This window comes from Streptomyces sp. NBC_01433, assembly GCF_026340105.1.
Taxonomy (GTDB): Bacteria; Actinomycetota; Actinomycetes; order Streptomycetales; family Streptomycetaceae; genus Streptomyces.
The window spans coordinates 1-22,504 of sequence record NZ_JAPEPM010000001.1 but is presented as its reverse complement, the minus strand read 5'-3'; the positions used below and the strand labels follow the sequence as shown (position 1 = coordinate 22,504).

Annotated in this window: 22 protein-coding genes; 16 read left to right on the top strand and 6 right to left on the bottom strand. The window is 70.6% G+C overall.

Annotation, left to right across the window (positions count from 1 at the left end):
* Nucleotides 1–14 precede the first annotated feature (14 nt).
* Nucleotides 15–791 (bottom strand): VOC family protein, encoded by a 777-nt coding sequence (locus OG413_RS00110; protein ID WP_266802124.1) that lies wholly within the window; start codon nucleotides 789–791, stop codon nucleotides 15–17.
* Between the two features lie 236 nt (nucleotides 792–1,027).
* Between OG413_RS00110 and OG413_RS00105 the strand changes: the two genes are divergently transcribed.
* Nucleotides 1,028–1,855, top strand: coding sequence for a sulfurtransferase (locus OG413_RS00105; RefSeq protein WP_266802122.1), 828 nt, complete (start codon nucleotides 1,028–1,030; stop codon nucleotides 1,853–1,855).
* Nucleotides 1,856–1,931: 76 nt separating this feature from the next.
* Here the strand turns inward: OG413_RS00105 and sepH are convergent, their stop codons facing one another.
* Complete coding sequence (gene sepH, locus OG413_RS00100; RefSeq protein WP_266802120.1) at nucleotides 1,932–2,999, bottom strand: septation protein SepH; 1,068 nt, start codon at nucleotides 2,997–2,999, stop codon at nucleotides 1,932–1,934.
* A 495-nt stretch (nucleotides 3,000–3,494) separates the two neighbouring features.
* Here sepH and OG413_RS00095 point away from each other — a divergent pair, with 495 nt between their 5' ends.
* Entirely contained in the window at nucleotides 3,495–4,634 is a 1,140-nt protein-coding gene (locus tag OG413_RS00095) for a hypothetical protein (RefSeq protein ID WP_266802118.1), read from the top strand.
* Nucleotides 4,635–4,709: 75 nt separating this feature from the next.
* Here OG413_RS00095 and OG413_RS00090 read toward each other — a convergent pair whose 3' ends face one another.
* Together OG413_RS00090 and OG413_RS00085 are read right to left on the bottom strand one after the other, a co-directional pair.
* Nucleotides 4,710–6,032 (bottom strand): D-arabinono-1,4-lactone oxidase, encoded by a 1,323-nt coding sequence (locus OG413_RS00090; protein ID WP_266802116.1) that lies wholly within the window; start codon nucleotides 6,030–6,032, stop codon nucleotides 4,710–4,712.
* Nucleotides 5,989–7,236, bottom strand: coding sequence for an MFS transporter (locus tag OG413_RS00085; protein WP_266802114.1), 1,248 nt, complete (start codon nucleotides 7,234–7,236; stop codon nucleotides 5,989–5,991). The genes OG413_RS00090 and OG413_RS00085 overlap by 44 nt, the downstream gene beginning before the upstream one ends.
* A 160-nt stretch (nucleotides 7,237–7,396) precedes the next feature.
* On the opposite strand from OG413_RS00085, the gene OG413_RS00080 reads away from it, so the two are divergent.
* A complete protein-coding gene (locus OG413_RS00080; RefSeq protein WP_266802112.1) occupies nucleotides 7,397–8,524 on the top strand; it encodes a ferrochelatase in 1,128 nt (375 codons plus the stop codon).
* 123 nt (nucleotides 8,525–8,647) lie between these two features.
* Complete coding sequence (locus tag OG413_RS00075) at nucleotides 8,648–9,448, top strand: inositol monophosphatase family protein (RefSeq protein ID WP_266802110.1); 801 nt, start codon at nucleotides 8,648–8,650, stop codon at nucleotides 9,446–9,448.
* A 101-nt stretch (nucleotides 9,449–9,549) separates the two neighbouring features.
* On the opposite strand, the gene OG413_RS00070 is transcribed toward OG413_RS00075, so the two are convergent.
* Nucleotides 9,550–9,723: a hypothetical protein gene (locus tag OG413_RS00070; RefSeq protein ID WP_266802108.1), complete on the bottom strand. Its 174-nt coding sequence runs from the start codon at nucleotides 9,721–9,723 to the stop codon at nucleotides 9,550–9,552.
* 371 nt (nucleotides 9,724–10,094) lie between these two features.
* Between OG413_RS00070 and OG413_RS00065 the strand changes: the two genes are divergently transcribed.
* The 4 genes from OG413_RS00065 (at nucleotide 10,095) to OG413_RS00050 (ending at nucleotide 13,677) form a co-directional block, all read left to right on the top strand.
* The gene (locus OG413_RS00065) at nucleotides 10,095–10,748 is read left to right on the top strand and encodes a response regulator transcription factor (RefSeq protein ID WP_266802106.1); all 654 of its coding nucleotides are present in this window, start codon (nucleotides 10,095–10,097) and stop codon (nucleotides 10,746–10,748) included.
* Nucleotides 10,745–11,995, top strand: coding sequence for a cell wall metabolism sensor histidine kinase WalK (locus OG413_RS00060; RefSeq protein WP_266809784.1), 1,251 nt, complete (start codon nucleotides 10,745–10,747; stop codon nucleotides 11,993–11,995). Before OG413_RS00065 ends, OG413_RS00060 begins: the two co-directional genes overlap by 4 nt.
* Before the next feature lie 406 nt (nucleotides 11,996–12,401).
* The gene (locus tag OG413_RS00055) at nucleotides 12,402–12,698 is read left to right on the top strand and encodes a DUF4193 domain-containing protein (protein WP_003965732.1); all 297 of its coding nucleotides are present in this window, start codon (nucleotides 12,402–12,404) and stop codon (nucleotides 12,696–12,698) included.
* 13 nt (nucleotides 12,699–12,711) lie between these two features.
* Entirely contained in the window at nucleotides 12,712–13,677 is a 966-nt protein-coding gene (locus OG413_RS00050) for a hypothetical protein (RefSeq protein ID WP_266802104.1), read from the top strand.
* A 43-nt stretch (nucleotides 13,678–13,720) separates the two neighbouring features.
* Here the strand turns inward: OG413_RS00050 and OG413_RS00045 are convergent, their stop codons facing one another.
* Nucleotides 13,721–14,179: a DUF3093 domain-containing protein gene (locus OG413_RS00045; RefSeq protein WP_266802102.1), complete on the bottom strand. Its 459-nt coding sequence runs from the start codon at nucleotides 14,177–14,179 to the stop codon at nucleotides 13,721–13,723.
* 58 nt (nucleotides 14,180–14,237) lie between these two features.
* Between OG413_RS00045 and OG413_RS00040 the strand changes: the two genes are divergently transcribed.
* The 8 genes from OG413_RS00040 (at nucleotide 14,238) to OG413_RS00005 (ending at nucleotide 22,107) form a co-directional block, all read left to right on the top strand.
* The gene (locus OG413_RS00040) at nucleotides 14,238–14,822 is read left to right on the top strand and encodes a PaaI family thioesterase (RefSeq protein ID WP_266802100.1); all 585 of its coding nucleotides are present in this window, start codon (nucleotides 14,238–14,240) and stop codon (nucleotides 14,820–14,822) included.
* Nucleotides 14,822–15,349, top strand: a complete 528-nt coding sequence (gene dut, locus OG413_RS00035) for a dUTP diphosphatase (protein WP_266802098.1) — start codon at nucleotides 14,822–14,824, stop codon at nucleotides 15,347–15,349. Before OG413_RS00040 ends, dut begins: the two co-directional genes overlap by 1 nt.
* 1 nt (nucleotide 15,350) lies before the next feature.
* The gene (locus tag OG413_RS00030; RefSeq protein ID WP_266802096.1) at nucleotides 15,351–16,124 is read left to right on the top strand and encodes a DUF3710 domain-containing protein; all 774 of its coding nucleotides are present in this window, start codon (nucleotides 15,351–15,353) and stop codon (nucleotides 16,122–16,124) included.
* A 326-nt stretch (nucleotides 16,125–16,450) separates the two neighbouring features.
* Nucleotides 16,451–16,540 (top strand): K(+)-transporting ATPase subunit F, encoded by a 90-nt coding sequence (gene kdpF / locus OG413_RS00025; protein ID WP_037701211.1) that lies wholly within the window; start codon nucleotides 16,451–16,453, stop codon nucleotides 16,538–16,540.
* Nucleotides 16,541–16,547: 7 nt separating this feature from the next.
* A complete protein-coding gene (kdpA, locus tag OG413_RS00020) occupies nucleotides 16,548–18,212 on the top strand; it encodes a potassium-transporting ATPase subunit KdpA (protein ID WP_266802094.1) in 1,665 nt (554 codons plus the stop codon).
* 35 nt (nucleotides 18,213–18,247) lie between these two features.
* Entirely contained in the window at nucleotides 18,248–20,344 is a 2,097-nt protein-coding gene (gene kdpB, locus OG413_RS00015) for a potassium-transporting ATPase subunit KdpB (protein ID WP_266809782.1), read from the top strand.
* Between the two features lie 6 nt (nucleotides 20,345–20,350).
* Nucleotides 20,351–21,019 carry a potassium-transporting ATPase subunit C gene (locus tag OG413_RS00010; RefSeq protein WP_266802092.1) on the top strand — a complete coding sequence of 223 codons (669 nt, stop codon included), beginning with the start codon at nucleotides 20,351–20,353 and terminating at the stop codon, nucleotides 21,017–21,019.
* A gap of 353 nt (nucleotides 21,020–21,372) precedes the next feature.
* Nucleotides 21,373–22,107 carry an ABC transporter ATP-binding protein gene (locus OG413_RS00005; protein WP_266802089.1) on the top strand — a complete coding sequence of 245 codons (735 nt, stop codon included), beginning with the start codon at nucleotides 21,373–21,375 and terminating at the stop codon, nucleotides 22,105–22,107.
* Nucleotides 22,108–22,504: the final 397 nt, after the last annotated feature.

Here is a 22,504-nt window from a genome sequence, read left to right as displayed (position 1 = left end):
CCGGGGGCCGCCGGTCAGCGCTTGTGCGACCGTACGATCGTGAACACGGCACCCTCCGGGTCCGACACCGTCGCGAGCCTGCCGTGGGAACCCTCCTGGGGCGGCTGGAGGATGCGCCCGCCGAGCCGCACGACCTGTGCGGCGGCCTCGTCGGTGTCGGCGACCTCGAAGTACGTCATCCAGTGCGGACCCCGGTCGCGCGGCAGGGCGTGGCCCACACCGTGCAGCGAAGCCACCGGGCGGCCGTCCAGATGCAGGGTCTGGTAGTCGAAGTCGGCCGAGACGACCGCCTCCGTCTCATAGCCGAAAACCGCCTGGTAGAACTTGCCGACCATGGAGGTCTCGCGGGTCACCAGCTCGTTCCAGACGGGTGTCCCGGGCGTGCCCGCCGCTCGGGTGCCCAGGTGCTCGGCGGCCTGCCAGATCCCGAATACGGCCCCCGACGGGTCGGAGGCGATGGCGAGACGGCCCGCGACGCCCGCGTCGAGCGGCCCGACCGCCACCGTGCCGCCGCAGGAGCGGATCGTCTCCGCGGTGAGATCCGCGTCGTCGGTGGCGAGATAGGTGGTCCAGGCGACCGGCAGATGCCGGTCGGGCGGCAGCTGGCCGATGCCCGCGACCTCTTTCCCGTCGAGCAGGCCGCGCACGTAGGGGCCCAGCTGGTCGGGTCCTGGCTGAAACTCCCAGCCGAACAGGGCTCCGTAGAACTCCTGGGTCGCGGTCAGGCCGTGCACGATCAGACTCACCCAGCAAGGTGTTCCGGGCGTGCGCCGAGCGGCAGCCTCGGTCATCGTCGTCTCTCTCCTCGGACCGTTGTGGTGGCCGTACGGGGGAACGGCGTAGGTCTCCGTCCGATGCTTCGGATCGGGTGCGTTCGTCCCGTGCAGATGCTTGCACCACCCGGCTCGCGAGGCGCCCCGGCCGCGCCGCGAGTTCCGGGTTCTCGACGGAAGGAGACCGCTTTGTTGTGGTCTGTCCGTTCCGGCGTTGTTACGGCTGGGTCGGCCCCTGAGCGAGGATGGCACCCATGAAGCCCATCATTACCGCATCCGAATGTGCGAGCGAGTCGGCGGGGCCGCGTCCGCCGGTGCTCCTGGACGTCCGTTGGCAGCTGGGCGGCCCGCACGGCCGCGCCGACTACGAGGCCGGGCACATCCCCGGCGCCGTCTTCGTCGATCTCGACGCGGAACTCGCGGGCCCGGCGGGGAGCCACGGCCGCCATCCCCTGCCGGACCCGGAAGCCTTCGGTGCCGCGATGCGCCGCGCCGGGGTCTCCCGGGGCACGCCCGTCGTGGTGTACGACGGCGGCCAGGGCTGGGCCGCGGCCCGCGCCTGGTGGCTGCTGCGCTGGACGGGGCACAGGGACGTCCGGGTCCTGGATGGCGGTCTCGCGGCGTGGACCGGCGAGCTGTCCACCGGGATCCCGGCGCCCGCCGAGGGCGATTTCCGGCCGGAGCCGGGTGCGCTGGAGACGCTGGACGCGGACGGTGCGGCGGCCTTCGCCCGTTCCGGTCTGCTGCTCGACGCGCGGGCCGCGGAGCGCTACCGGGGTGATGTGGAGCCGATCGACCGGGTGGGCGGCCATGTCCCGGGCGCGGTTTCGGCGCCGACCTCGGAGAACGTCGGAGAGGACGGGCGCTACCTCCCCGCCGGTGAGCTGGCCGCCCGCTTCTCCGGGCTGGGGGCCACGAGCACCGAGGGGGTCGGCGTCTACTGCGGCTCGGGGGTTTCGGGGGCGCACGAGGTGCTGGCCCTGGAGATCGCCGGATTCCGGGGTGTCCTCTATCCGGGCTCCTGGTCCGAGTGGTCCTTCGACGGGTCCCGGCCGGTCGCCAAGGGGCCCGATCCTCGGTAAGGCAGGCTCCCCGAACGGGCGAGGGCCCGTACGCGACTGCGTACGGGCCCTCGTTCCGCTGCGAGTCACTTCTCGATCAGTCCTGCTTCTTACGGCGGGTGCCGAAGACGATCTCGTCCCAGCTGGGCACCGCGGCCCGCCGGCCCGGACGGACCCCGTCCGCCTCGGCCTGGCGGTCGGTCGTCCCGGTCAGCCGGTCGCGATGACCGGCCACCGCTCGCGGCATCAGGACATCCGCATAAGCGGAACCGGCTCCGGCGGAGGCCGCCGCGGCCGGGGGCTCATCGGCCTCGGGCTCCTGCCCGGCGGGTTCGATCGCCGGCGGTTCGGGCGGCGAGGGCCGTTCCGGTACGACCATGTCGCCGCGGAAGCTCGGTACCGCTTCCAGCAGGCTGGTCAGCGAGTCGCGCTCCCCGGCCGACGGACCGGTGAGGAAGTCGTCCGGCTCGGGCGCGGGCGGGGCGGGGCGCTCCATCTGGATCTGGCGGTCCAGAGCACGGTCCAGCGGCCGGTCGCGCGGCAGCCGGGCGATCCGGGGCACGAACGGGAAGCTGGGCTCCGGCGCGGCGACGTCGTCGCTCTCACCGATCAGCGAGCGCGCCTCGTCGTCCACGGCCTGGACCAGCCGTCTGGGCGGGTCGTACGTCCAGCTCGCCGAGTGCGGTTCACCCGCGACCCGGTAGACGAGGAGGACCTCCCAGGTGCCGTCGTCACGGCGCCAGGAGTCCCACTGGACGGTTTCCTTGTCGGCGCCGCGCAGCAGGAGCCGTTCCTGCACCGCCTCGCCGAGCTGGGGGCCGGTGTTCTCGCCGGGACGGCGCACGGGAGTCTTCCGGGCCCGCTCGGCCATGAAGGCGCGCTCCGCGAGCACAGGGCCCTCGAAGCGGCGAACACGGTCGACGGGGATTCCGGCGAATTGAGCGACCTCCTCCGCGGAGGCACCGGCACGTATCCGGGCCTGGATGTCGCGGGGGCGGAGGTGGCTCTCCACCTCGATCTCGATCTGGCCGAGCCGTGCGCGGTCGTTGCGCACGGCGGCACGCAGCCGCTCATCGATCGGAAGCGTGTACTCCGTGCTGTCCGCAGCCTTGAGCACCAGTCGTGTGCCGTCGTTTGAGACGGCCACGACACGCAGTTCGGGCATGGGAACCTCCCGGGTGGTGCCTGCCGACGTCACGTGCGTCGCTGCTTCCGCTAGTCGAGTGTGGCCTGCCCGGGTGCAGCCTGCCACAACCTTGCCAAGTTGCCCGGCGTGTCGGGCATTGGCCCTGGAACGCCTGCATGACACGGTTGCCTATTGCGACCCAAAGTGACCGAAAAAGGTCACTCCGTGTAGCAAGCGCCCGTGTGCCGCCTCAGCGCCGCCGGTTCGAGTGCCGCCGTCGGCCCCCTCCGTAGCTGCGGATACCCATGCGGGAGTCCGCCCCAGGGCTCGTCACAGTACTCCATTTGGGCCACCTGAGTGGACCGGCGCGCCGCCGAAGTTCTCGTGCGGCACGGGAGTTGGGTTACCCACTTACCTGCTAAATGCCCCTGATGCGTGTCCTGCTTCACAGAATCACCAGAAACGGAACTATTCACTTCGCTCATTTGTCCCTTCCTGATGCATGGTGGGAGAGATGTCAAGCAGGGGCTGGTAATGGTTCAGAAGCCGGAAAGTGACATAGAACCCAAGGAAAGGCGCATAGATCTGAGTCTGCCGCAGGTCGCCGGCAGTGCCGTGGCAGCCGTCGCGGCCGCGGTACTGGCCTCGCAGCTGGGCGTGTACGGAACGATCGTGGGCGCAGGGGTGATGAGTATCGTCGCCACCTGCGGAGGATCGGTCTTCCAGCACTTCTTCCGTCGTACGGGTGAGCAGATCCGCGAAGTCACGGTCCAGGTGACGCACCCGGCGGGCCGTCAGGTGACAGTACGCACCAGGGAGACGATGCCGGCCCGGCAGACCCGGGCGACGAGCCGACCGGCCGACGATGCCACGACGGTGCTGCCCGCGGTGGAGCACGACCCGGACCGTACGCGAGCGCTGCGGCCCGGCACCGACGGCGCGGAATCCCTCGGCGCCGAGGGTGCCCACGGCGCCGACGCGGATCACACGCGGGTGCTGGGGCTCGACCCCGAACGCACCCGGATGCTGAGGCGGGTCCCCGGGGCCGGGGGGCCGGAATCCGCCGACCCGGCCCGGACGCAACTCCTCCCGCAGGCCGGCGGAGCCCGGGTACCGGATCCGGGCGGGCCGGACGACGAGTTCTCCGGCGCGACCACGCACGGCACCCGCCTTCGCGGCTGGAAGCGCCCGGTCCTCGCGGCAGCCGTGGTCTTCGCCGTGTCGATGGTCGGGATCACCGCGTTCGAGCTGATCTCGGGCAACGACCTGAGCGGTGGCCGGGGGACGACCGTCGGCTCCGTCGTACGCGGCGGGGACCAGGACTCCGGTCCGGCCGACCCGGCACCGTCCGGCAGCACCGGGCAGGAGCCGGACGGAGACGGGCAGAGCCCCGGCACCGGCAGCGGCACCGGATCCACGCCGGGCACGGATCGGGGCGACGGGCAGAGCCCGGACCCGGATACGGGCCGGAGCAAGGACCCGGGATCGACGGCCGAACCGACACCGACGCCCTCCGGCTCGGGCGGTGGCGAAACCACGCAGTCGCCCGCTCCGCCGCCCCCCACGGAACCCGGCGACGGAGGCGGCAGCGCCGCCCCCGAGCCGACCGGCGAGGGCGGTGTCCCGGGCCAGGAGCAGCAGGCCCCGCCCGCCACGGGCACCGGCGGGCGCTGACACCGGTGGCCACGCGGGGACGCGTCGGGCGCGTTCGCCACCGCCGCGGCGGTCACGAACGCGCCCGACGCGCACTCAGTCACCGAGGACGCGGCGCAGGTAGTCGTTGCCGAACAGGCGGTCCGGGTCGAGCCGGTCGCGTACCGCGGTGAACTCGCCGAACCGCGGGTAGACGCCGGCCAGGTAGTCGGCGTCGCGGGTGTGGATCTTGCCCCAGTGCGGGCGGCCGGCGTGTGCGGTCATGATCCGTTCGACGGCGGTGAAGTACGCCTGGTGGGGCGTGCCCCGGTACAGGTGCACGGCGATGTACGCGCTCTCGCGGCCCGAGGCCGTGGAGAGCGCGATGTCGTCGGCGGGCGCCGTACGGACCTCGACCGGGAAGCTGATCCGCAGCGGCGAACGGTCCACCATCGCCTTCACCTCGCGCAGCGCCTCGACGGCGGCCTCGCGCGGCAGGGCGTACTCCATCTCCATGAAGCGCACCCGGCGCGGGCTGGTGAACACCTTGTACGGGATGTCGGTGTAGGTGCGGGCCGACAGGGCCCGGCTGGAGAGCTTGGCTATCGACGGGATGGTCGCCGGGACCGCCCGGCCGAGTGAGCAGGCGACCTGGAAGATCCCGTTGGAGAGCAGTTCGTCGTCTATCCAGCCGCTGACCTTGCCGGGCGGGGCGGCGGGGCCCGCGCTGCGGTTGTTGCGCTTGGTGTTGCAGTTTCCGGTGTGCGGGAACCAGTAGAACTCGAAGTGCTCATTCTCGGTCAGCAGCCGGTCGAAGTCGGCGGTGACCCGGTCGAAGGTCATCGGCTCCTCACGGGCGGTCAGCAGGAACACCGGCTCCACGGCGAAGGTGATCGCCGTGATCACACCGAGGGCGCCGAGCCCGAGCCGGGCCACGGCGAATACGTCCGGATTCTCATCGGCCGAGCAGCGCAGCACCGTGCCGTCGGCGGTGACCATCTCCACGGCGCGGATCTGCGCGGATATCGACGCCGAGTCGCGGCCGGTGCCGTGGGTACCGGTGGAGGTGGCCCCGGCGACCGTCTGGTCCATGATGTCGCCCATGTTCGTGAGCGACAGGCCCTCGCGGGCGAGAGCGGTGTTGAGGCGCTTGAGCGGGGTGCCGGCCTCGACCGTCACCGTCATCGCCGTACGGTCGATCTCCCGGATGCCGGTGAGCAGGTCGGGGCGTATCAGCACCCCGTCGGTGGCCGCCGCCGCGGTGAACGAGTGTCCGGTGCCGGCCGGCTTGACCTTCAGACCGTCCTCGCGTGCCCTGCGGAGCGTCTCGGCGAGTTCGTCCACCGAGGCGGGGGACACGGTCCGTACCGGTCGGGTGGTGACATTGCCCGCCCAGTTACGCCACGTGCTCGCCGTCGTCCGTGCGTAGGTGTCCGTCATCTTCCCCGCGCCCTCCCGTAGGTACCGGCTTGGCAAGCCGGCGATACCCCAGGAACGCCACCGCGGCCGCGAGCGCTCCCGCCACGGCGGGCACCGCGTACCCCGCCTCGGCCCCGGACGCGTCGACCACCCAGCCCGCGGCCGAGGAGCCGAGCGCCACCCCGACCGCGAGCCCGGTGCTGGTCCAGGTCATGCCCTCGGTCAGTTTGGTGCGCGGTACGTGCTGTTCGACGAGGGCCATGGTGGTGACCATCGTCGGTGCGATGGCGAGGCCCGCGACAAAGAGCGCCACGGCCAGAAACGGAAGGTTCCCGGCCAGTTGGAGGGGGATCATACTCACGGCCATCGCGCAGACCCCCACCAGCCACCTGGTGCCGGGCCTGCCCTTCAGGTGCAGCAGCCCGAACACGGCTCCCGCCAGGCAGGAACCCAGTGCGTAGACCGCCAGCACGAGGCTGGCCGCCGCCTTGTGGCCGCGCTCCTCGGCGAAGGCCACCGTCACCACGTCGACCGCCCCGAAGATCGCACCCGTCGCCACGAACGTGATCACCAGGACCTGGAGGCCGGGGGAGCGCAGCGCCGAGCCGCCGGTGTGCTGCGACTTGGGGTGCGGCACCGGCTCGGTGGCGCGCTGCGCGGTCAGCCAGAAGACGCCGATCACCAGGAACACGGCGGCCAGCAGCGGTCCCGCCTCCGGGAACCAGGCGGTGGAGAGCCCGATCGAGATGATCGGCCCGAAGATGAAGCACGCTTCGTCGACGATCGACTCCCACGCGTACGCGGTGTGCAGCTCGCGGCCCGAGCCGCGGTAGATCTCCGCCCAACGGGCGCGCACCATCGACCCCACGCTCGGTACACAGCCCGCGCCCGCGGCGAAGACGAACAGCGTCCAGTCGGGCAGCCGTTGCTGTGCGCAGATCAGCAGTCCGGTGACCGCCGCCACCGAGACCAGGGTGACCGGGCGCAGCACGCGCCGCTGCCCGTAGCGGTCGACCAGCCGGGAGATCTGCGGACCGAAGACCGCCGCCGCCATGGCGAGCGTGGCGGAGAGCGCGCCGGCCAGCCCGTACCGGCCGGTGATCTGCGAAACCATGGTCACCACGCCGATGCCCATCATGGACAGCGGCATGCGGCCGAAGAATCCGGCGGCGGAGAACCCCTTGGAGCCGGGGGCGGCGAAAATGGCGCGGTAGGGGCTGGGCAAGGGGCACTCCGGTCGAGCCTGTCACGCGTGAAGATGGCCGATACAGCTTACGGCCTTTCCGGCGGCGGGGAGAGGGTGCCGCAAAGGCCGCGGACGGGCCCCGGTACCGGGGCGGATGTCGGTTGCCGCACCGTCCCCGGCGGGTGGCAGGATCGAGGTCATGTCCGATCTGCGCGATCCCGCTCCCTACGACGCCCTGCTGCTGCTCTCCTTCGGAGGCCCCGAAGGCCCGGACGACGTGGTCCCGTTCCTGGCGAACGTGACCCGCGGCCGGGGCATCCCCGAGGAACGGCTGAAGGAGGTCGGCAAGCACTACTTCCTGTTCGGCGGCGTCAGCCCGATCAACGCGCAGAACAGGGCGCTGCTCGACGCCCTGCGCAAGGACTTCGCGGACCACGGCCTGGATCTGCCGGTGTACTGGGGCAACCGCAACTGGGCGCCGTACCTCACCGACACGCTGCGCGAGATGGCCGGCGACGGTCATCGCCGTATCGCCGTCCTCGCCACCAGCGCGTACGCCTCGTACTCCGGCTGCCGTCAGTACCGAGAGAACCTCGCCGAGTCGCTCGCGGTACTGGAGACCGAGGGGGTGGAGGTGCCGCGGGTGGACAAGCTGCGCCACTACTTCAACCACCCCGGTTTCGTGCGGCCCATGGCCGACGGTGTGCTGGCCTCGCTGGCGGACCTCCCCGAGGACGTCAGGGCCGGTGCGCATCTGGCCTTCACCACGCACTCGATCCCGGTCTCCGCCGCCGACACCTCCGGGCCCCCGGAGGCGCACGGCGACGGCGGCGCCTATGTCGCCGAGCACCTCGACGTCGCCCGCGTGATCGTCGACGCCGTGCGCGAGGAGACCGGCATCGAGTACCCCTGGCGGCTCGTCTACCAGTCGCGCAGCGGGGCCCCGCACATCCCGTGGCTGGAGCCCGACATCTGCGACCACATCGAGGCGCTGCACGGCGAGGGTGGCCCGGCGGTCGTGATGGCCCCCATCGGCTTCGTCTCGGACCACATGGAGGTCCTGTACGACCTCGACACCGAGGCCACCGCGAAGGCCGCGGAGCTGGGTCTGCCGGTCCGCCGGTCCGCGACGGTCGGCGCCGACCCGCGGTTCGCCGCCGCCGTACGCGAACTGATCCTGGAGCGCGCCGAGGCCGAGCGGGGCGGCCCGGTGGCGCGCTGTGCGCTGGGCGTGCTCGGCCCCTCGCACGACCTGTGCCCGGCCGGCTGCTGCCCGGCCAGGGCCCTCAAGCCGGCCGCCGCGGGCGCCGACAGCCCGTACGCGTGAGGGAGGCGGCGGGCCCGGTGGACACCGGGCAGCGGCTGCTGAGACGCCCGTACCGAGAGACGCCGCTACTGAGACGCCCGTACGCACGGAGAAGCCCGTACGCACCGAGCCCCTGGGAGTGCTGTGACCGACCCCGACCTGTCCGAACTGCTCGACCTCGCCCTGGAGGCCGCCCGCCGCGCAGGCGCCCTGCTGCGCGACGGCCGCCCGGCTGACCTGGGAGTGGCCGCGACGAAGTCCAGCCCCATCGACATCGTCACCGAGATGGACATCGCCGCCGAGAAGCTGATCACCGGCTTCCTCGCCGAGCGCCGCCCGCAGGACGGCTTCCTCGGTGAGGAGGGCGCCAGCTCCGCGGGCAGCAGCGGCATCCGCTGGGTCATCGACCCGCTCGACGGCACGGTGAACTACCTGTACGGCCTGCCGACCTGGGCCGTGTCGATCGCCGCCGAACGCGACGGCGAGCGGGTCGTGGGCGTCGTCGAGGCACCGATGCGCCGCGAGACGTACCGGGCGGTGCTCGGCGGCGGTGCGTACGCGAACGGCAACGCCCTGCGCGCCCGGCCCGCTCCGCCGCTCGACCAGGCCCTCGTGTCGACCGGCTTCAACTACGTCAGCGACGTCCGTACGCACCAGGCGGACGTCGCCCGGGTGCTCATCCCGCGACTGCGCGACATCCGGCGCGGCGGCTCGGCCGCCGTCGACCTCTGCGATGTCGCGGCCGGCCGGCTCGACGGCTACTACGAGCGCGGGCTCCACCCGTGGGACCTGGCGGCGGGTGACCTGATCGCCCGGGAGGCGGGCGCGCTCACCGGCGGACGCCCCGGACTGCCCGCCGACGGCGACCTGACCGTGGCCGCCACCCCCGGTGTCTTCGAGCCGCTCCAGGCGCTCCTCGAAGAGCTGGGCGCCTGGCACGACTGACGGAACGCCCGCCGGAGCCCCTGGTGGGGGCTCCGGCGGGCGTTCGGGTACAGCGAAGGGCCCCGGCGCCGATCACGGCACCGGGGCCCTCTCACAGCGACTCAGACGCTTGTGGGGCCGATTTCGACGCCATGCTCGGCGGCCAGGCGGTGCAGGTCGTCCAGCTCGCCCTGCTCGACGTCCGCGAGGAAGTCGTCGCCCGTCTCGCGAGCACGCGTGAGGTCGGACTCGGTGTTCTTGATGCGTTGCAGCAGACCTGCGGTGAAAGCGTCCATAAAGCGCCCCCTCATCGTGGGTCGGTGGCACGGGGGTGTGCCCGGGATTCCTCCGGCCGGGGCCGCAGGAGCGGGTGATCACGCCATTTCGCCGGTGTGCGGAGCGGGCACGTGGCATGCCACGTGCACGGCGTGATCGCGGGTGTGAAGCCCTCCTCCCCACGCCAAGCCTCAGAGAAACCTCAACTGGGCCGGGAACCCGGTGTATTCCCCGGAGCCGCAGGCGGCCGCGCGTCGTCTTACCGCCGGTTTATGCGCGTTGCGGGCAGGATGGACGCGCACAGTCAGTGCCGCTGACCGTGAATCGAGCGGCCCCGACGCGGGCCGTTCGCTGTGTGGACGTATCGAAGGACCTAAGGAAGGAATGCGCCGTGCGCGTACTCGTCGTCGAGGACGAGCAGCTGCTCGCCGATGCGGTGGCCACCGGACTGCGCCGGGAGGCCATGGCCGTCGACGTGGTCTACGACGGAGCGGCTGCCCTGGAGCGCATCGGGGTCAATGACTACGACGTCGTGGTGCTGGACCGGGACCTCCCGCTGGTGCACGGCGACGACGTCTGCCGCAAGATCGTCGAGCTGGGCATGCCCACGCGGGTACTCATGCTCACCGCCTCCGGTGATGTCAGCGACCGTGTCGAGGGCCTGGAGCTGGGCGCGGACGACTATCTGCCCAAGCCCTTCGCCTTCAGCGAGCTGACCGCCCGGGTGCGGGCGCTCGGGCGCCGTACGACCGTGGCGCTGCCGCCGGTCCTGGAGCGGGCCGGCATCAAGCTCGACCCGAACCGCCGCGAGGTCTTCCGGGACGAGCAGGAGATCCAGCTCGCCCCGAAGGAGTTCGCGGTGCTGGAGGTCCTGATGCGGAGCGAGGGCGCGGTCGTCTCTGCCGAGCAGCTGCTGGAGAAGGCCTGGGACGAGAACACCGACCCGTTCACGAACGTGGTGCGGGTCACCGTCATGACGCTGCGCCGCAAGCTCGGCGAGCCGCCCGTCATCGTCACCGTGCCCGGCTCCGGATACCGGATCTGAGGGCCGTGGCCGCCCCCGCGCCGCTCACCGCGCCTCCGAAGCCCACCTGGGAGCCCAAGCAGCAGGAGCCCTCCTACCCCTGGCTGCGCCCGACCATCCGGATACGGCTCACCCTGCTGTACGGCGGCATGTTCCTGATCGCGGGCATCCTGCTGCTGTCGATCATCTACATGCTGGCCGCCCAGGCCCTGCACGTGGGCACCGAGCTGCCGTTCACGCTGCTGCCCGGCAGCAAGATCCAGCTGACCAACAACGCCTGCCCGGCACTCACCCCGGGCCTCTCCGCCGACCAGGCCAACGCCGCGCTCAAGGCGTGCAACGGGGAGCAGCGCCAGCACGCGCTGGACACGCTGCTCAACCGCTCGCTGCTGACCCTGGTCGGCCTGAGCGTCATCGCGTTCGCCTTCGGGTACGCCATGGCGGGCCGCGTCCTGTCCCCGCTGGGCCGGATCACCCGCACCGCCCGCAGGGTGGCGGGTACCGACCTGTCCCGCCGGATCGAGCTGGACGGCCCGGACGACGAGCTCAAGGAGCTGTCCGACACCTTCGACGACATGCTGGACCGGCTGGAGCGGGCCTTCACCGCCCAGCAGCGGTTCGTCGGCAACGCCTCGCACGAGCTGCGCACCCCGCTCGCGATCAACCGCACGCTCCTGGAGGTCCATCTCTCCGACCCGGAGGCCCCGCCGGAGCTCCAGCAGCTCGGCAAGACCCTCCTGGCCACCAACGAGCGCAGCGAGCAGCTGGTGGAGGGCCTGCTGCTGCTCGCCCGCAGCGACAACCAGATCGTCGAGCGCAAGCCCGTCGACCTCGCCGAGGTCGCCGAGCGCGCCATCGACCAGGCCCGCGCGGAGGCCACGTCGAAGGGCGTGACGATCCGCGGTGAGCGCGCGGTGGCCGTGGTCCAGGGCAACGGAGTCCTGCTGGAGCGGATCGCCCTGAACCTCGTACAGAACGCCGTGCGCTACAACGTGGCCGAGGAGGGCTGGGTGGAGGTCACCACCGAGCTCCAGCCCGGACAGGCCCTGCTGGTCGTCTCGAACACAGGTCCTGTGGTGCCGGCGTACGAGATCGACAACCTCTTCGAGCCCTTCAGGCGGCTGCGTACGGAGCGCACCGGCAGCGACAAGGGGGTCGGTCTCGGCCTGTCGATCGCCCGATCCGTCGCGCGGGCCCACGGAGGCCGTATCATCGCGGAGCCCCGCGAGGGCGGTGGTCTCGTGATGCGTGTCACCCTGCCGGTCTGAGAGGCTGCACGGTGTGACGCCCGCACCGAATCTCCATGTTCGCTTTGGGCGGAATTTTCAGGACCCGTTCCCCCTCGATCCATGTGTGATCGATCACAGAAGCGATTTTCAGGCCATCTACTCTCCGTGATCAAGCCTCCATCGGAAAGCCGGTAATCGTCCGGGTTTTCGGGGGCCGATATCACGGGAAGTACACGGGGTGGCGCCCGTGAACTGCACCATCAGGACCGTGTACGGTCCCCAACGCCACCCAAGCCGAACGCCGTCGAGGTGTCCGGTTGGGTGTCGATTGAGTAACAGACCTTGATGTGAGGCAAGATCTCCGCCTCAGGTCGGGCACAAGTCCGGCCTCTCACGCGTTACGTGCGCTGAGACACCCGCAGACACCCATGAGGGGGAGAGCGACATGGCAACGGATTACGACACCCCACGCAAGACCGACGACGACGTGGACCAGGACAGCCTCGAAGAGCTCAAGGCTCGTCGGAGCGACAAGACGGCATCCGCCGTCGACGTCGACGAGTTCGACGCGGCCGAAGGGCTGGAGCTGCCCGGCGCGGACCTTTCCAATGAGGAACTGGCCGTCCGGGTCCTGCCCAAGCAGGCCGACGAGTTCACGTGCATGAGCTGCTTCCTCGTGCACCACCGGAGTCAGCTGGCCCGCGAGAAGAACGGCCAGCCGATCTGCCGCGACTGCGACTGAGGTCGAGTCGGCCGTGGCGGGCGACACACCGTTCCGGAAGCGGCGCTTGCGGCGCAAGCACGGTCCGGAGACGAATCAGGGCGGCACAGGCCCGGCAGAGGGCATCAGCCCGTCTGCCGAGCGGTCCGCCGCCCTGCCCGATCCTTCCGGTACCTCCGACGACGAGCGGGGCCGTTCGGCCTCGCTCGAAGTGGCCGGGGCGGCAGGCGTGCCGGACGGGGCCGAACAGACCACAACGACGGAGCCCGGGACCGGGGCGGGCCGTCTGGACACACTGAAACGGGGCGTACGCAAGGGCGGGGAGAGCGTCAGGGCCGCGGTCGGTCACCTGGCCGACCGGATCATCGACACGGCTCCCCGCGTCCCGGTGCGGGATCTGGCCACCCTGCGCGAGCAGTTTCCGGGACTCGGCCCCGAGGAGCTCGCCGACAAACTCATCGCGGGCGCGAGCAGAGCGACCGCGACCGTCGGCGCGGGCATCGGGGCAGCGGCCATGCTGCCCGTACCGCCCGCCATGCTCGCCGAGCTGGCGGCGGAGATCACCGGCGTCGCCGCGATCGAGATGAAGCTCGTCGCCGAGCTCCACGAGGTCTACGGACGGCGCCCGCAGGGCAATCTCGCCCAGCGCTCCACCGCGTATCTGACGTCCTGGACCGAGGAGCGCGGTATCGACGTCTCCCGGCCCACCACGCTCAACGCGGCACTGGGCGGCCAGATGAAGCGCGAGCTGCGCCAGCAGATCATGAAGCGCATGGTGCGCGATCTGCCGAACCTGATTCCGTTCATGGTCGGTGCCGCGGTCGGCGCCGTGATGAACCGCCGCGACACCAAGAAGCTCGCCGAGAAAGTCAGGAACGACCTGCGCAAGCAGCGGGTCGACTGGGACCGGCTCACCGAGCTGCCTCCCCTGGAGCAGCCCGCACATCCGGCCGAGCTGCCCGGGGCGATCGAGAACACCATCGGGAACAACGAGCACTGAGGGCTGACCTCGGGTACGGGGCAGCAGGCCCCGCGAAGGGCGCTCAGGCCGCCCGTACCGCCGTGAGCGCCGCCGCCAGGCCCTGCGGGTCCCGGGTGGACAGATAGACGTACGGAGTCGGGTCGGACGGATCCGTGACCTCCACCCGCACCGCCGTCGGCACGTAGCTGCGCAGCAGCATGAACGCCCGCGCGTCCGCCTTGTGCGAGCGCCAGGCGCGCGCCTCCTCCGCGTCCAGCAGCTCGGGCTCCCCGAGCGCCGACAGCGGAATCCGCGCGTCGCCCGCGATCAGCGCGCCCGCCACCACCCGGATCCGTACGGAGCCGTACGAGCTCACCACGACCGCCGTCGCGGCGGTGCCGCCGACCAGGCCGCCGAGCAGGGGCAGGGTGCCGAGCGGCAGGAGCATGAGCGCACAGGCGATACCGACCCCGAAGGCGATGAACCACCAGGAACGGGGGGCGGTGAGACGTTCGTCGAAGGGCGGTGCGGAAGGCTGCATGAATCCAAGCTTGGCACGGCGCGACCCGGGGTAGTCCGCGCGGGTAAGGTCTGCGCCTGTGAGTGGAACATCTGCAGCTCTGACACCCCCGGCCGACGCGGTGGCGCCGGTCCGGCATCCCGACGCGCCCGCCCCCGGCGAGCTCATCGGCGCGCACTACGAACATTGTTTCGGCTGCGGTGGGGGACAGCCGCACGGTCTGCACCTCCAGGCGCGGGCCGGCGACGGCGTGAGCGTGACCGCCGAGTTCACCGTGCAGGCAGCCCACCAGGGCGCACCGGGCCTCGCGCACGGTGGCGTACTGGCCACGGCGCTGGACGAGACTCTCGGCTCGCTGAACTGGCTCCTGCGGGTCATCGCGGTGACCGGGCGGCTGGAGACCGACTTCGTGCGGCCGGTTCCGGTGGACACCGTGCTGCACCTCGACGCGCGGATCACCGCCGTACACGGCCGGAAGATCTACTCCAGTGCCACCGGCCGGATCGGCGGCCCGGACGGGCCCGTCGCGGTCCGTGCCGACGCCCTCTTCATCGAGGTCAAGGTCGACCACTTCATCGAGAACGGCCGCCCGGCCGAGATCCGCGCAGCGATGGCCGACCCCGACCAGGTCAAGCGCGCCCGTGCCTTCGAGGTGAACCCCTGATGCGACAGCCCGTCGACGTACTGATCCGCCTTGTCGACCCGGACGTGCCGATTCCGTCGTACGGACATCCGGGCGACGCCGGGGCCGACCTGGTGACCACCGAGGCCGCGGAACTCGCCCCGGGCGAGCGGACCGTGCTGCCCACCGGGGTGTCGATCGCGCTGCCCGACGGGTACGCCGCGTTCGTGCACCCGCGTTCGGGCCTCGCGGCCCGCTGCGGAGTCGCCCTGGTGAATGCCCCAGGGACGGTTGATGCCGGGTACCGTGGGGAGATCAAGGTGATCGTGGTCAATCTCGACCCGCGCGAGACCGTGCGGTTCGAGCGTTTCGACCGGATTGCCCAACTGGTTGTCCAGCAGGTCGAGAAGGTGCGCTTCCACGAGGTGGCGGAGCTTCCCGGCTCGGCGCGGGCCGAGGGGGGCTTCGGGTCCACCGGCGGTCATGCCGCCGTGGACGGTGTCAGGGGCGGGATCACCGACGGTGGGAACAGCTACGCATCGGTCGTATCCGACCGGGAAGGACATTGACGTGTTCGGACGTCGCAAGAAGAGTGGTTCCGCCGAGGACACGGTGGACGAAGCGCGCGAGGCCGGGCAGGTCGCCGACGAGCTCGACGGTACCGACGGAGCCGAGTCCGGCGCTCGCCGGTCGAACCTTCCGCCTGCCCCCAGGCCGGACGGGCCGTGGGACATCGAGGAGGTCTCCCAGCCCGGCGAGGGCCGGGTCGACCTGGGCGGCATCTTCGTGCCGGGTGTCGAGGGCATGGAGCTGCGGGTCGAGGTGGCCGGGGACGCGATCGTCGCCGCCACCGTGGTCCTGCGCGACAGCGCGGTCCAGCTGCAGGCATTCGCCGCCCCCAAGAAGGAGGGCATCTGGGGCGAGGTCCGCGAGGAGATCGCCTCGGGCATCACCCAGCAGGGCGGGATCATCGACGAGGTCGAGGGCCCGCTGGGCTGGGAGCTGCGCGCCCAGGTCCCCGTACAGCTTCCGGACGGGACGAACGGCGTGCAGCTGGTGCGCTTCGTCGGCGTCGACGGACCGCGCTGGTTCCTGCGCGGGGTGATCTCCGGCCAGGGTGCCGTGCAGCCGGAGGCCGCCGGACTGCTGGAGACGATCTTCCAGGACACCGTGGTCGTCCGTGGGGAGGGCCCGATGGCCCCGCGCGACCCCATCGTCCTCAAGCTCCCCAACGACGCCCAGATGGTGCCGGAGGGTATCCAGCAGGAGGACCAGGAGAACTCGAAGTTCTCCGGTGGCATGGGGCAGCTCCAGCGCGGGCCCGAGATCACCGAGGTCCGCTAGACAAGCTCTCGGCACACAAGCCGGCCGGTGGGCCGCACCCCTTTCACGGGGTGCGGCCCACCGGCTTTTTCCATGCGTCCGCGCAGCGCGCGAGCGGCGTGCGTATCGGGCGCGTATCGGGCACGTATGGGCGGCGTCAAGGGCTTGCCCCTCACCGTAAGGAAGGCATCAACGCAGGCGGAGAAGGCCCCGGGCGGCTGTTTGCTCATGAGGTCCGAGAATCCGAACCTCATCTAGGAGCACACGATGGCCGATGTGGCCTTCGTCGTCACCACGATCGCGGTGTTCGCGCTGGTGGCTCTCATCGCGCGGGGGGTGGCGAAGCTGTGACTGCCGAGAACATCGTCGGTCTGATCGTGGCCGTCGCCCTGCTGGGCTACCTCGTCCTCGCCCTTCTGTACCCGGAGAGGTTCTGAGCCCGAAATGAGCCCCGTCCTCGCTGGTGTGCTCCAGTTGCTCGCGCTCGTCGTGGCGCTGGGTCTGGCGTACCGTCCGCTCGGCGACCACATGGCCCGCGTCTACTCCTCGAACCGGCATCTGCGGGTGGAGAAGTGGATATACAAGGCCATCGGCGCCAATCCCACCACCGAAATGCGCTGGCCCGCCTATCTGCGCGGAGTCCTGGCCTTCTCGGCGGTGAGCGTCCTCTTCCTGTACCTGATGCAACGGGTGCAGGGGTCCCTGCCCGGCTCGCTCGGCTTCTCGTCGATCGACCCGGACCAGGCGTTCAACACGGCGGCGTCCTTCGTCGCCAACACCAACTGGCAGTCGTACTACGGCGAACAGGCCATGGGCCACGTCGTGCAGACCGGCGGCCTCGCGGTGCAGAACTTCGTCTCGGCGGCTGTCGGCATGGCCGTCGCGGTGGCGCTGGTACGCGGCTTCGCCCGCGCCCGCACCGGTGAACTCGGCAACTTCTGGTCCGACCTGGTGCGCGGCACCGTACGGATCCTGATCCCGATCGCGGTGATCGGTGCCCTCGTGCTGGTCGCCTGCGGCGCCATCCAGAACTTCTCCGGCATCCACGAGGTCGGCCAGTTCAACGGCGGCACGCAGCAGTGGAACGGCGGGGCGGTCGCCTCGCAGGAGGTCATCAAGGAGCTGGGCACGAACGGCGGCGGTTACTTCAACGCCAACTCGGCCCACCCCTTCGAGAACCCCAACCCGCTCTCGAACCTCTTCGAGATCTTCCTGATCCTGGTCATCCCCTTCGCCCTAACCCGGACCTTCGGCAAGATGGTCGGCAACGTCAAGCAGGGCTACGCGATCCTCGCCACGATGGGCGTCATCTGGCTCGGCTTCAGTGCGCTGATGATGTGGACCGAGTTCGCGCACAACGGCCCCGCGTTCGACATCGCGGGCGGGGCGATGGAGGGCAAGGAGAACCGGTTCGGGATCGGCGGCTCATCGATCTTCGCGGTCGCCACCACCCTCACCTCGACCGGTGCGGTGAACTCCTTCCACTCCTCGTACACCGGCTTCGGCGGCGGCATCACCATGCTGGGCATGCAGCTCGGCGAGATCGCGCCCGGTGGTGTCGGTTCGGGGCTCTACGGGATGCTGATCATGGCGATCATCGCGGTGTTCATCGCGGGTCTGATGGTCGGCCGCACGCCGGAATACCTCGGCAAGAAGATCGGCACCCGCCAGATCAAGTTCGCGGCCTGCTACATCCTGATCACCCCGGCGCTGGTGCTCTGCTTCACCGCCGTGGCCATGGCGCTGCCCACTCCGGGCAACTCGATGACCAACTCGGGGGCGCACGGCTTCTCGGAGATCCTCTACGCCTACACCTCCGGTGCCAACAACAACGGATCGGCCTTCGCCGGGCTGAACGCGGACACCCAGTGGTTCAACACGACCATCGGTATCGCGATGCTGCTCGGCCGGTTCCTGCCCATGGTGTTCGTCCTGGCCCTGGCCGGCTCACTGGCCGAACAGAAACCCGTACCGGCGACCGTCGGCACGCTCGGCACCCAGAAGCCGCTCTTCAGCGGTCTGCTGGTCGGCACGATCCTCATCATCACCGGACTCACCTACTTCCCGGCCCTCGCGCTGGGCCCGCTCGCCGAAGGGCTGGCGTCATGACCACCAACGTAAAGAAGCCTGAGGAGCCCAGCTCCATGTCCACCGCCGATCCGGGCCTCGCGCCCCACAGCGACCTGCCGACGGGGCGCGGGCCCGAAGGGCGCGTCGGCGGGGGCCTGTTCGACCCCAAGCAGCTGGTCACCTCGTTCCCCGACGCGGTCCGCAAGCTGGATCCCCGGGTGATGGTCAAGTCCCCGGTGATGTTCGTCGTGCTGATCGGTTCGGTGCTCACCACCGTGCTCGCGGTGCTGGATCCGACGGACTGGTTCGGCTGGGCCATCGCGGGCTGGCTGTGGCTGACGACGATCTTCGCCAACCTGGCGGAGGCGGTGGCGGAGGGGCGCGGCAAGGCGCAGGCCGACACGCTGCGCAGGGCGAAGACCGACACGGTCGCGCGGCGGCTCATAGGGAAGAACGAGGAGCGGGTCGCCGGCACCGGCCTGCGCATCGGTGACCTGGTGGTCTGCGAGGCGGGCGACATCATCCCCGGCGACGGGGACGTCGTCGAGGGTGTCGCGAGCGTGGACGAGTCCGCGATCACGGGTGAGTCCGCGCCGGTCATCCGGGAGTCCGGCGGTGACCGCTCGGCGGTGACCGGGGGTACGAAGGTGCTCTCCGACCGGATCGTCATCAAGATCACCACCAAGCCCGGCGAGACGTTCATCGACCGGATGATCGCCCTGGTCGAGGGTGCGGCCCGGCAGAAGACGCCCAACGAGATCGCGCTGAACATCCTGCTCGCCTCGCTGACCATCGTCTTCCTGCTGGCCGTGGTGACTCTGCAGCCGTTCGCGATCTACGCGGGCGAGAAGCAGTCGATGATCGTGCTGGCCGCGCTGCTGGTCTGCCTGATCCCGACCACCATCGGTGCGCTGCTCTCCGCGATCGGCATCGCGGGCATGGACCGGCTGGTCCAGCGCAATGTGCTGGCCATGTCGGGGCGGGCGGTCGAGGCGGCGGGCGATGTGTCGACGCTGCTGCTCGACAAGACCGGCACGATCACGCTGGGCAACCGGCAGGCCGCCGAGTTCGTCCCGGTCAAGGGCGTGACGGAGGCCGAACTCGCGGACGCCGCCCAGCTGTCGTCGCTGGCCGACGAGACTCCCGAGGGCCGCTCGATCGTGGTCCTGGCCAAGGAGAAGTACGGGCTGCGCGAGCGGCACCAGGGCCAGCTGACACAGGCCGAGTGGGTCGTGTTCACCGCCCAGACCCGGATGTCCGGGGTGGATGTCGACGGGCGCAAGGTACGCAAGGGCGCGACCGGTTCGGTCGTCGCCTGGGTCAAGGAGCGTGGCGGCAGTGTCTCGCAGGACGCGCAGGCGCTCACCGACCGGATTTCCCAGGCTGGTGGCACGCCGCTGCTGGTGGCTCTGGAGGACACGGACGGCGCACGGGTCCTGGGTGTCATCCACCTCAAGGACGTCGTCAAGGAAGGCATGAGGGAGCGGTTCGACGAGCTGCGCCGCATGGGCATCCGTACGGTCATGATCACGGGTGACAACCCGCTGACCGCGAAGGCCATCGCCGAGGAGGCGGGAGTCGACGACTTCCTCGCCGAGGCGACGCCCGAGGACAAGATGGCTCTGATCAAGCGGGAGCAGGCGGGGGGCAAGCTGGTCGCGATGACGGGTGACGGGACGAACGACGCTCCGGCTCTGGCTCAGGCGGATGTCGGTGTGGCGATGAACACCGGTACCTCGGCCGCGAAGGAGGCCGGGAACATGGTGGACCTGGACTCCAATCCGACCAAGCTGATCGAGATCGTCGAGATCGGCAAGCAGCTCCTGATCACCCGTGGCGCACTCACCACGTTCTCCATCGCCAACGACGTCGCGAAGTACTTCGCGATCATCCCGGCCATGTTCGCCGTGGTCTACCCGGGCCTTGACAAGCTCAACATCATGGACCTCTCCTCCCCGAGGTCCGCGATCCTGTCCGCCGTGATCTTCAACGCGCTGATCATCATCGCGCTGGTCCCGCTCGCCCTGAAGGGCGTCAGCTACCGGCCCTCCAGCGCCGACAGCATGCTGCGCCGCAACCTCGGCATCTACGGACTGGGCGGCCTCGTCGCCCCGTTCATCGGCATCAAGATCATCGACCTGATCCTCTCCCTCATCCCCGGAATCGGCTGACCTGCCATGAACAACTCCCTAGGAAGCACGGCCCGGCTGCTCGGCGCCGGACTGCGCGCCCTGCTCGTCCTCACCCTGATCTGCGGCGTCGTCTACCCGCTCGCCGTCACCGGTGTCGCCCAGGCACTCTTCCCCGGCAAGGCCAACGGCTCCGAAGTCACCGCGAACGGGAAGGTCGTCGGCTCGTCCCTCATCGGGCAGCGCTACGACCTGCCGCTGAAGGACGGCCAGGAGACCGCCGAGCCGGACCTCAAGTGGTTCCAGCCCCGCCCCGCCAACGGTCTGGGCAGCAACAGCGTCAACACCCAGTACAAGCTGATCCTCTCCGGCGCGACCAACCGCTCCGGCGACAACGAGGAACTCATCGACTGGGTCACCGCCGCCAAGGCCGCCGTCGTCAAGGACAACTCCGTCCCCGGCCACCGGGTCAATCCGGCCGACGTTCCGGCCGACGCCGTCACCTCCTCCGGCTCCGGCCTCGACCCCGACATCTCCCCGGCCTACGCCGAACTCCAGATCCGCCGCGTCGCGGAGAAGAACCACCTCGACGTGAACCAGGTGGAGAAACTGGTCAAGGACCACACCGACGGCCGCATCCTCGGCTTCATGGGCGAACCCCGCGTCAACGTCCTCCAGCTCAACATCGCGCTGAAGGACCTGGCGAAGGGCGCCTGAACGGCCACGGCCCGCATCGCCGCCGTGCCCGCCCGCTGTACGGACTTCCCGTGGCTCACGGGGCAGTTCTACGCAGGGGCGGGCACGGCGGCGCCGTGGTGCCGTGGCGCCGAAGGACCTCGCACGTGAGGACGGGCGCACCGCAAGGGAAGACGGGCACACCGCACGCGAGGACGCGGGTCCGCGTCACCGCACTTGAGGACGTGGGCCGGGGCCGATCGCCCGTCGGCGATCCCCTTCGGCCGCTCGCCCGGCACCCCGAACTCGGGCGGCCCGAGAACTGACCATTGCCCGGCCGTGTGCCTCATGCACATACTGGCGATCGCGAGAGACGCGTACGTACGGGGAGTGACATGACCGAGAGCACCAGCGGACAGAGCAGCACGGCCGTAGCCGAGGACCCGGCACGCGGGCCCATGGTGCGCGTCGAGGACCTGCACCGCTCGTACGGCACGGGCGCCGCCGCCGTGCACGCGCTGCGCGGCGTCTCCTTCGAGATCCCGCGCGGCGAACTGGTCGCGCTCAAGGGACGCTCCGGATCCGGCAAGACGACCCTGCTCAACCTGGTCGGCGGCCTGGACGCGCCGGACGGCGGCCGGATCACCGTCGACGGCACCGACATCTCCGCACTGGGCGAGAACGGGCTGCTCGAACTGCGCCGCGACCGGATCGGCTTCATCTTCCAGTCGTTCGGCCTGATCCCCATCCTGACCGCCGCCGAGAACGTCGGCGTACCGATGAGGCTGCGCAAGGCCGACCCTGCCGAGCGCGAGGAGCGGGTGGCGCTGCTGCTCTCCCTGGTCGGCCTCGGCGACCACACCCAGCAGCGCCCCGGCGAACTCTCCGGTGGCCAGCAGCAGCGCGTCGCCATCGCCAGGGCGCTCGCCAACCGCCCCGCCCTCCTGATCGCCGACGAGCCCACCGGGCAGCTCGACGCGGAGACCGGGCTCGCGGTCATGGAGCTGCTGCGCGCGGTCGTCCGCAGCGAGAACGTCACCGCCCTGGTCGCCACGCACGACCCCCAGCTGCTGGGCTTCGCCGACCGGGTCCTGGAGCTGAGCGACGGGCACATCGTCGAGCACGTGTGACGACCGTCGGGCACGCGTGACGACCGTCGGGCACGTGTGACGACCGCAGAGCACGCGTGACGACCGGATCGTCGGCCACGCGTAGTGACCGGACCTTCGAGCACGCGTGACGGGCCTGCCCGGCAGAACAGCCCTGGGGACGACACCCCCTGGGCCGGATTGTCGGGCACCCGTAACGGGCCTGCCGGCTGGTCGGGCAGGCGCCTGCGGCTTTCCCGCAGGTCGCGGCGTAGTCGGGCGGCTACCGGGAAGGCATCAGAGTTCCGTCAATACGGCTGCCGCCCCCACCCTCAGCCCGCGATGTCCGAAATCTTCGGAGTAGCGTCGACATCGGCCGCCGCTCCGGGCGCCACCGGCTGATGTGGGACAACGCCGGATTCGAGAAGACAATGGGGCC

Excerpts from the sequence above, each read along its gene's own strand:
- OG413_RS00110 (WP_266802124.1), bottom strand. The coding sequence starts at position 791 with ATGACCGAGGCTGCCGCTCGGCGCACGCCCGGAACACCTTGCTGGGTG.
- OG413_RS00105 (WP_266802122.1), top strand. The coding sequence starts at position 1,028 with ATGAAGCCCATCATTACCGCATCCGAATGTGCGAGCGAGTCGGCGGGG.
- sepH (WP_266802120.1), bottom strand. The coding sequence starts at position 2,999 with ATGCCCGAACTGCGTGTCGTGGCCGTCTCAAACGACGGCACACGACTG.
- OG413_RS00095 (WP_266802118.1), top strand. The coding sequence starts at position 3,495 with ATGGTTCAGAAGCCGGAAAGTGACATAGAACCCAAGGAAAGGCGCATA.
- OG413_RS00090 (WP_266802116.1), bottom strand. The coding sequence starts at position 6,032 with ATGACGGACACCTACGCACGGACGACGGCGAGCACGTGGCGTAACTGG.
- OG413_RS00080 (WP_266802112.1), top strand. The coding sequence starts at position 7,397 with ATGTCCGATCTGCGCGATCCCGCTCCCTACGACGCCCTGCTGCTGCTC.
- OG413_RS00070 (WP_266802108.1), bottom strand. The coding sequence starts at position 9,723 with ATGGACGCTTTCACCGCAGGTCTGCTGCAACGCATCAAGAACACCGAG.
- OG413_RS00055 (WP_003965732.1), top strand. The coding sequence starts at position 12,402 with ATGGCAACGGATTACGACACCCCACGCAAGACCGACGACGACGTGGAC.
- OG413_RS00045 (WP_266802102.1), bottom strand. The coding sequence starts at position 14,179 with ATGCAGCCTTCCGCACCGCCCTTCGACGAACGTCTCACCGCCCCCCGT.
- dut (WP_266802098.1), top strand. The coding sequence starts at position 14,822 with ATGCGACAGCCCGTCGACGTACTGATCCGCCTTGTCGACCCGGACGTG.
- kdpA (WP_266802094.1), top strand. The coding sequence starts at position 16,548 with ATGAGCCCCGTCCTCGCTGGTGTGCTCCAGTTGCTCGCGCTCGTCGTG.
- kdpB (WP_266809782.1), top strand. The coding sequence starts at position 18,248 with ATGTCCACCGCCGATCCGGGCCTCGCGCCCCACAGCGACCTGCCGACG.
- OG413_RS00010 (WP_266802092.1), top strand. The coding sequence starts at position 20,351 with ATGAACAACTCCCTAGGAAGCACGGCCCGGCTGCTCGGCGCCGGACTG.
- OG413_RS00005 (WP_266802089.1), top strand. The coding sequence starts at position 21,373 with ATGACCGAGAGCACCAGCGGACAGAGCAGCACGGCCGTAGCCGAGGAC.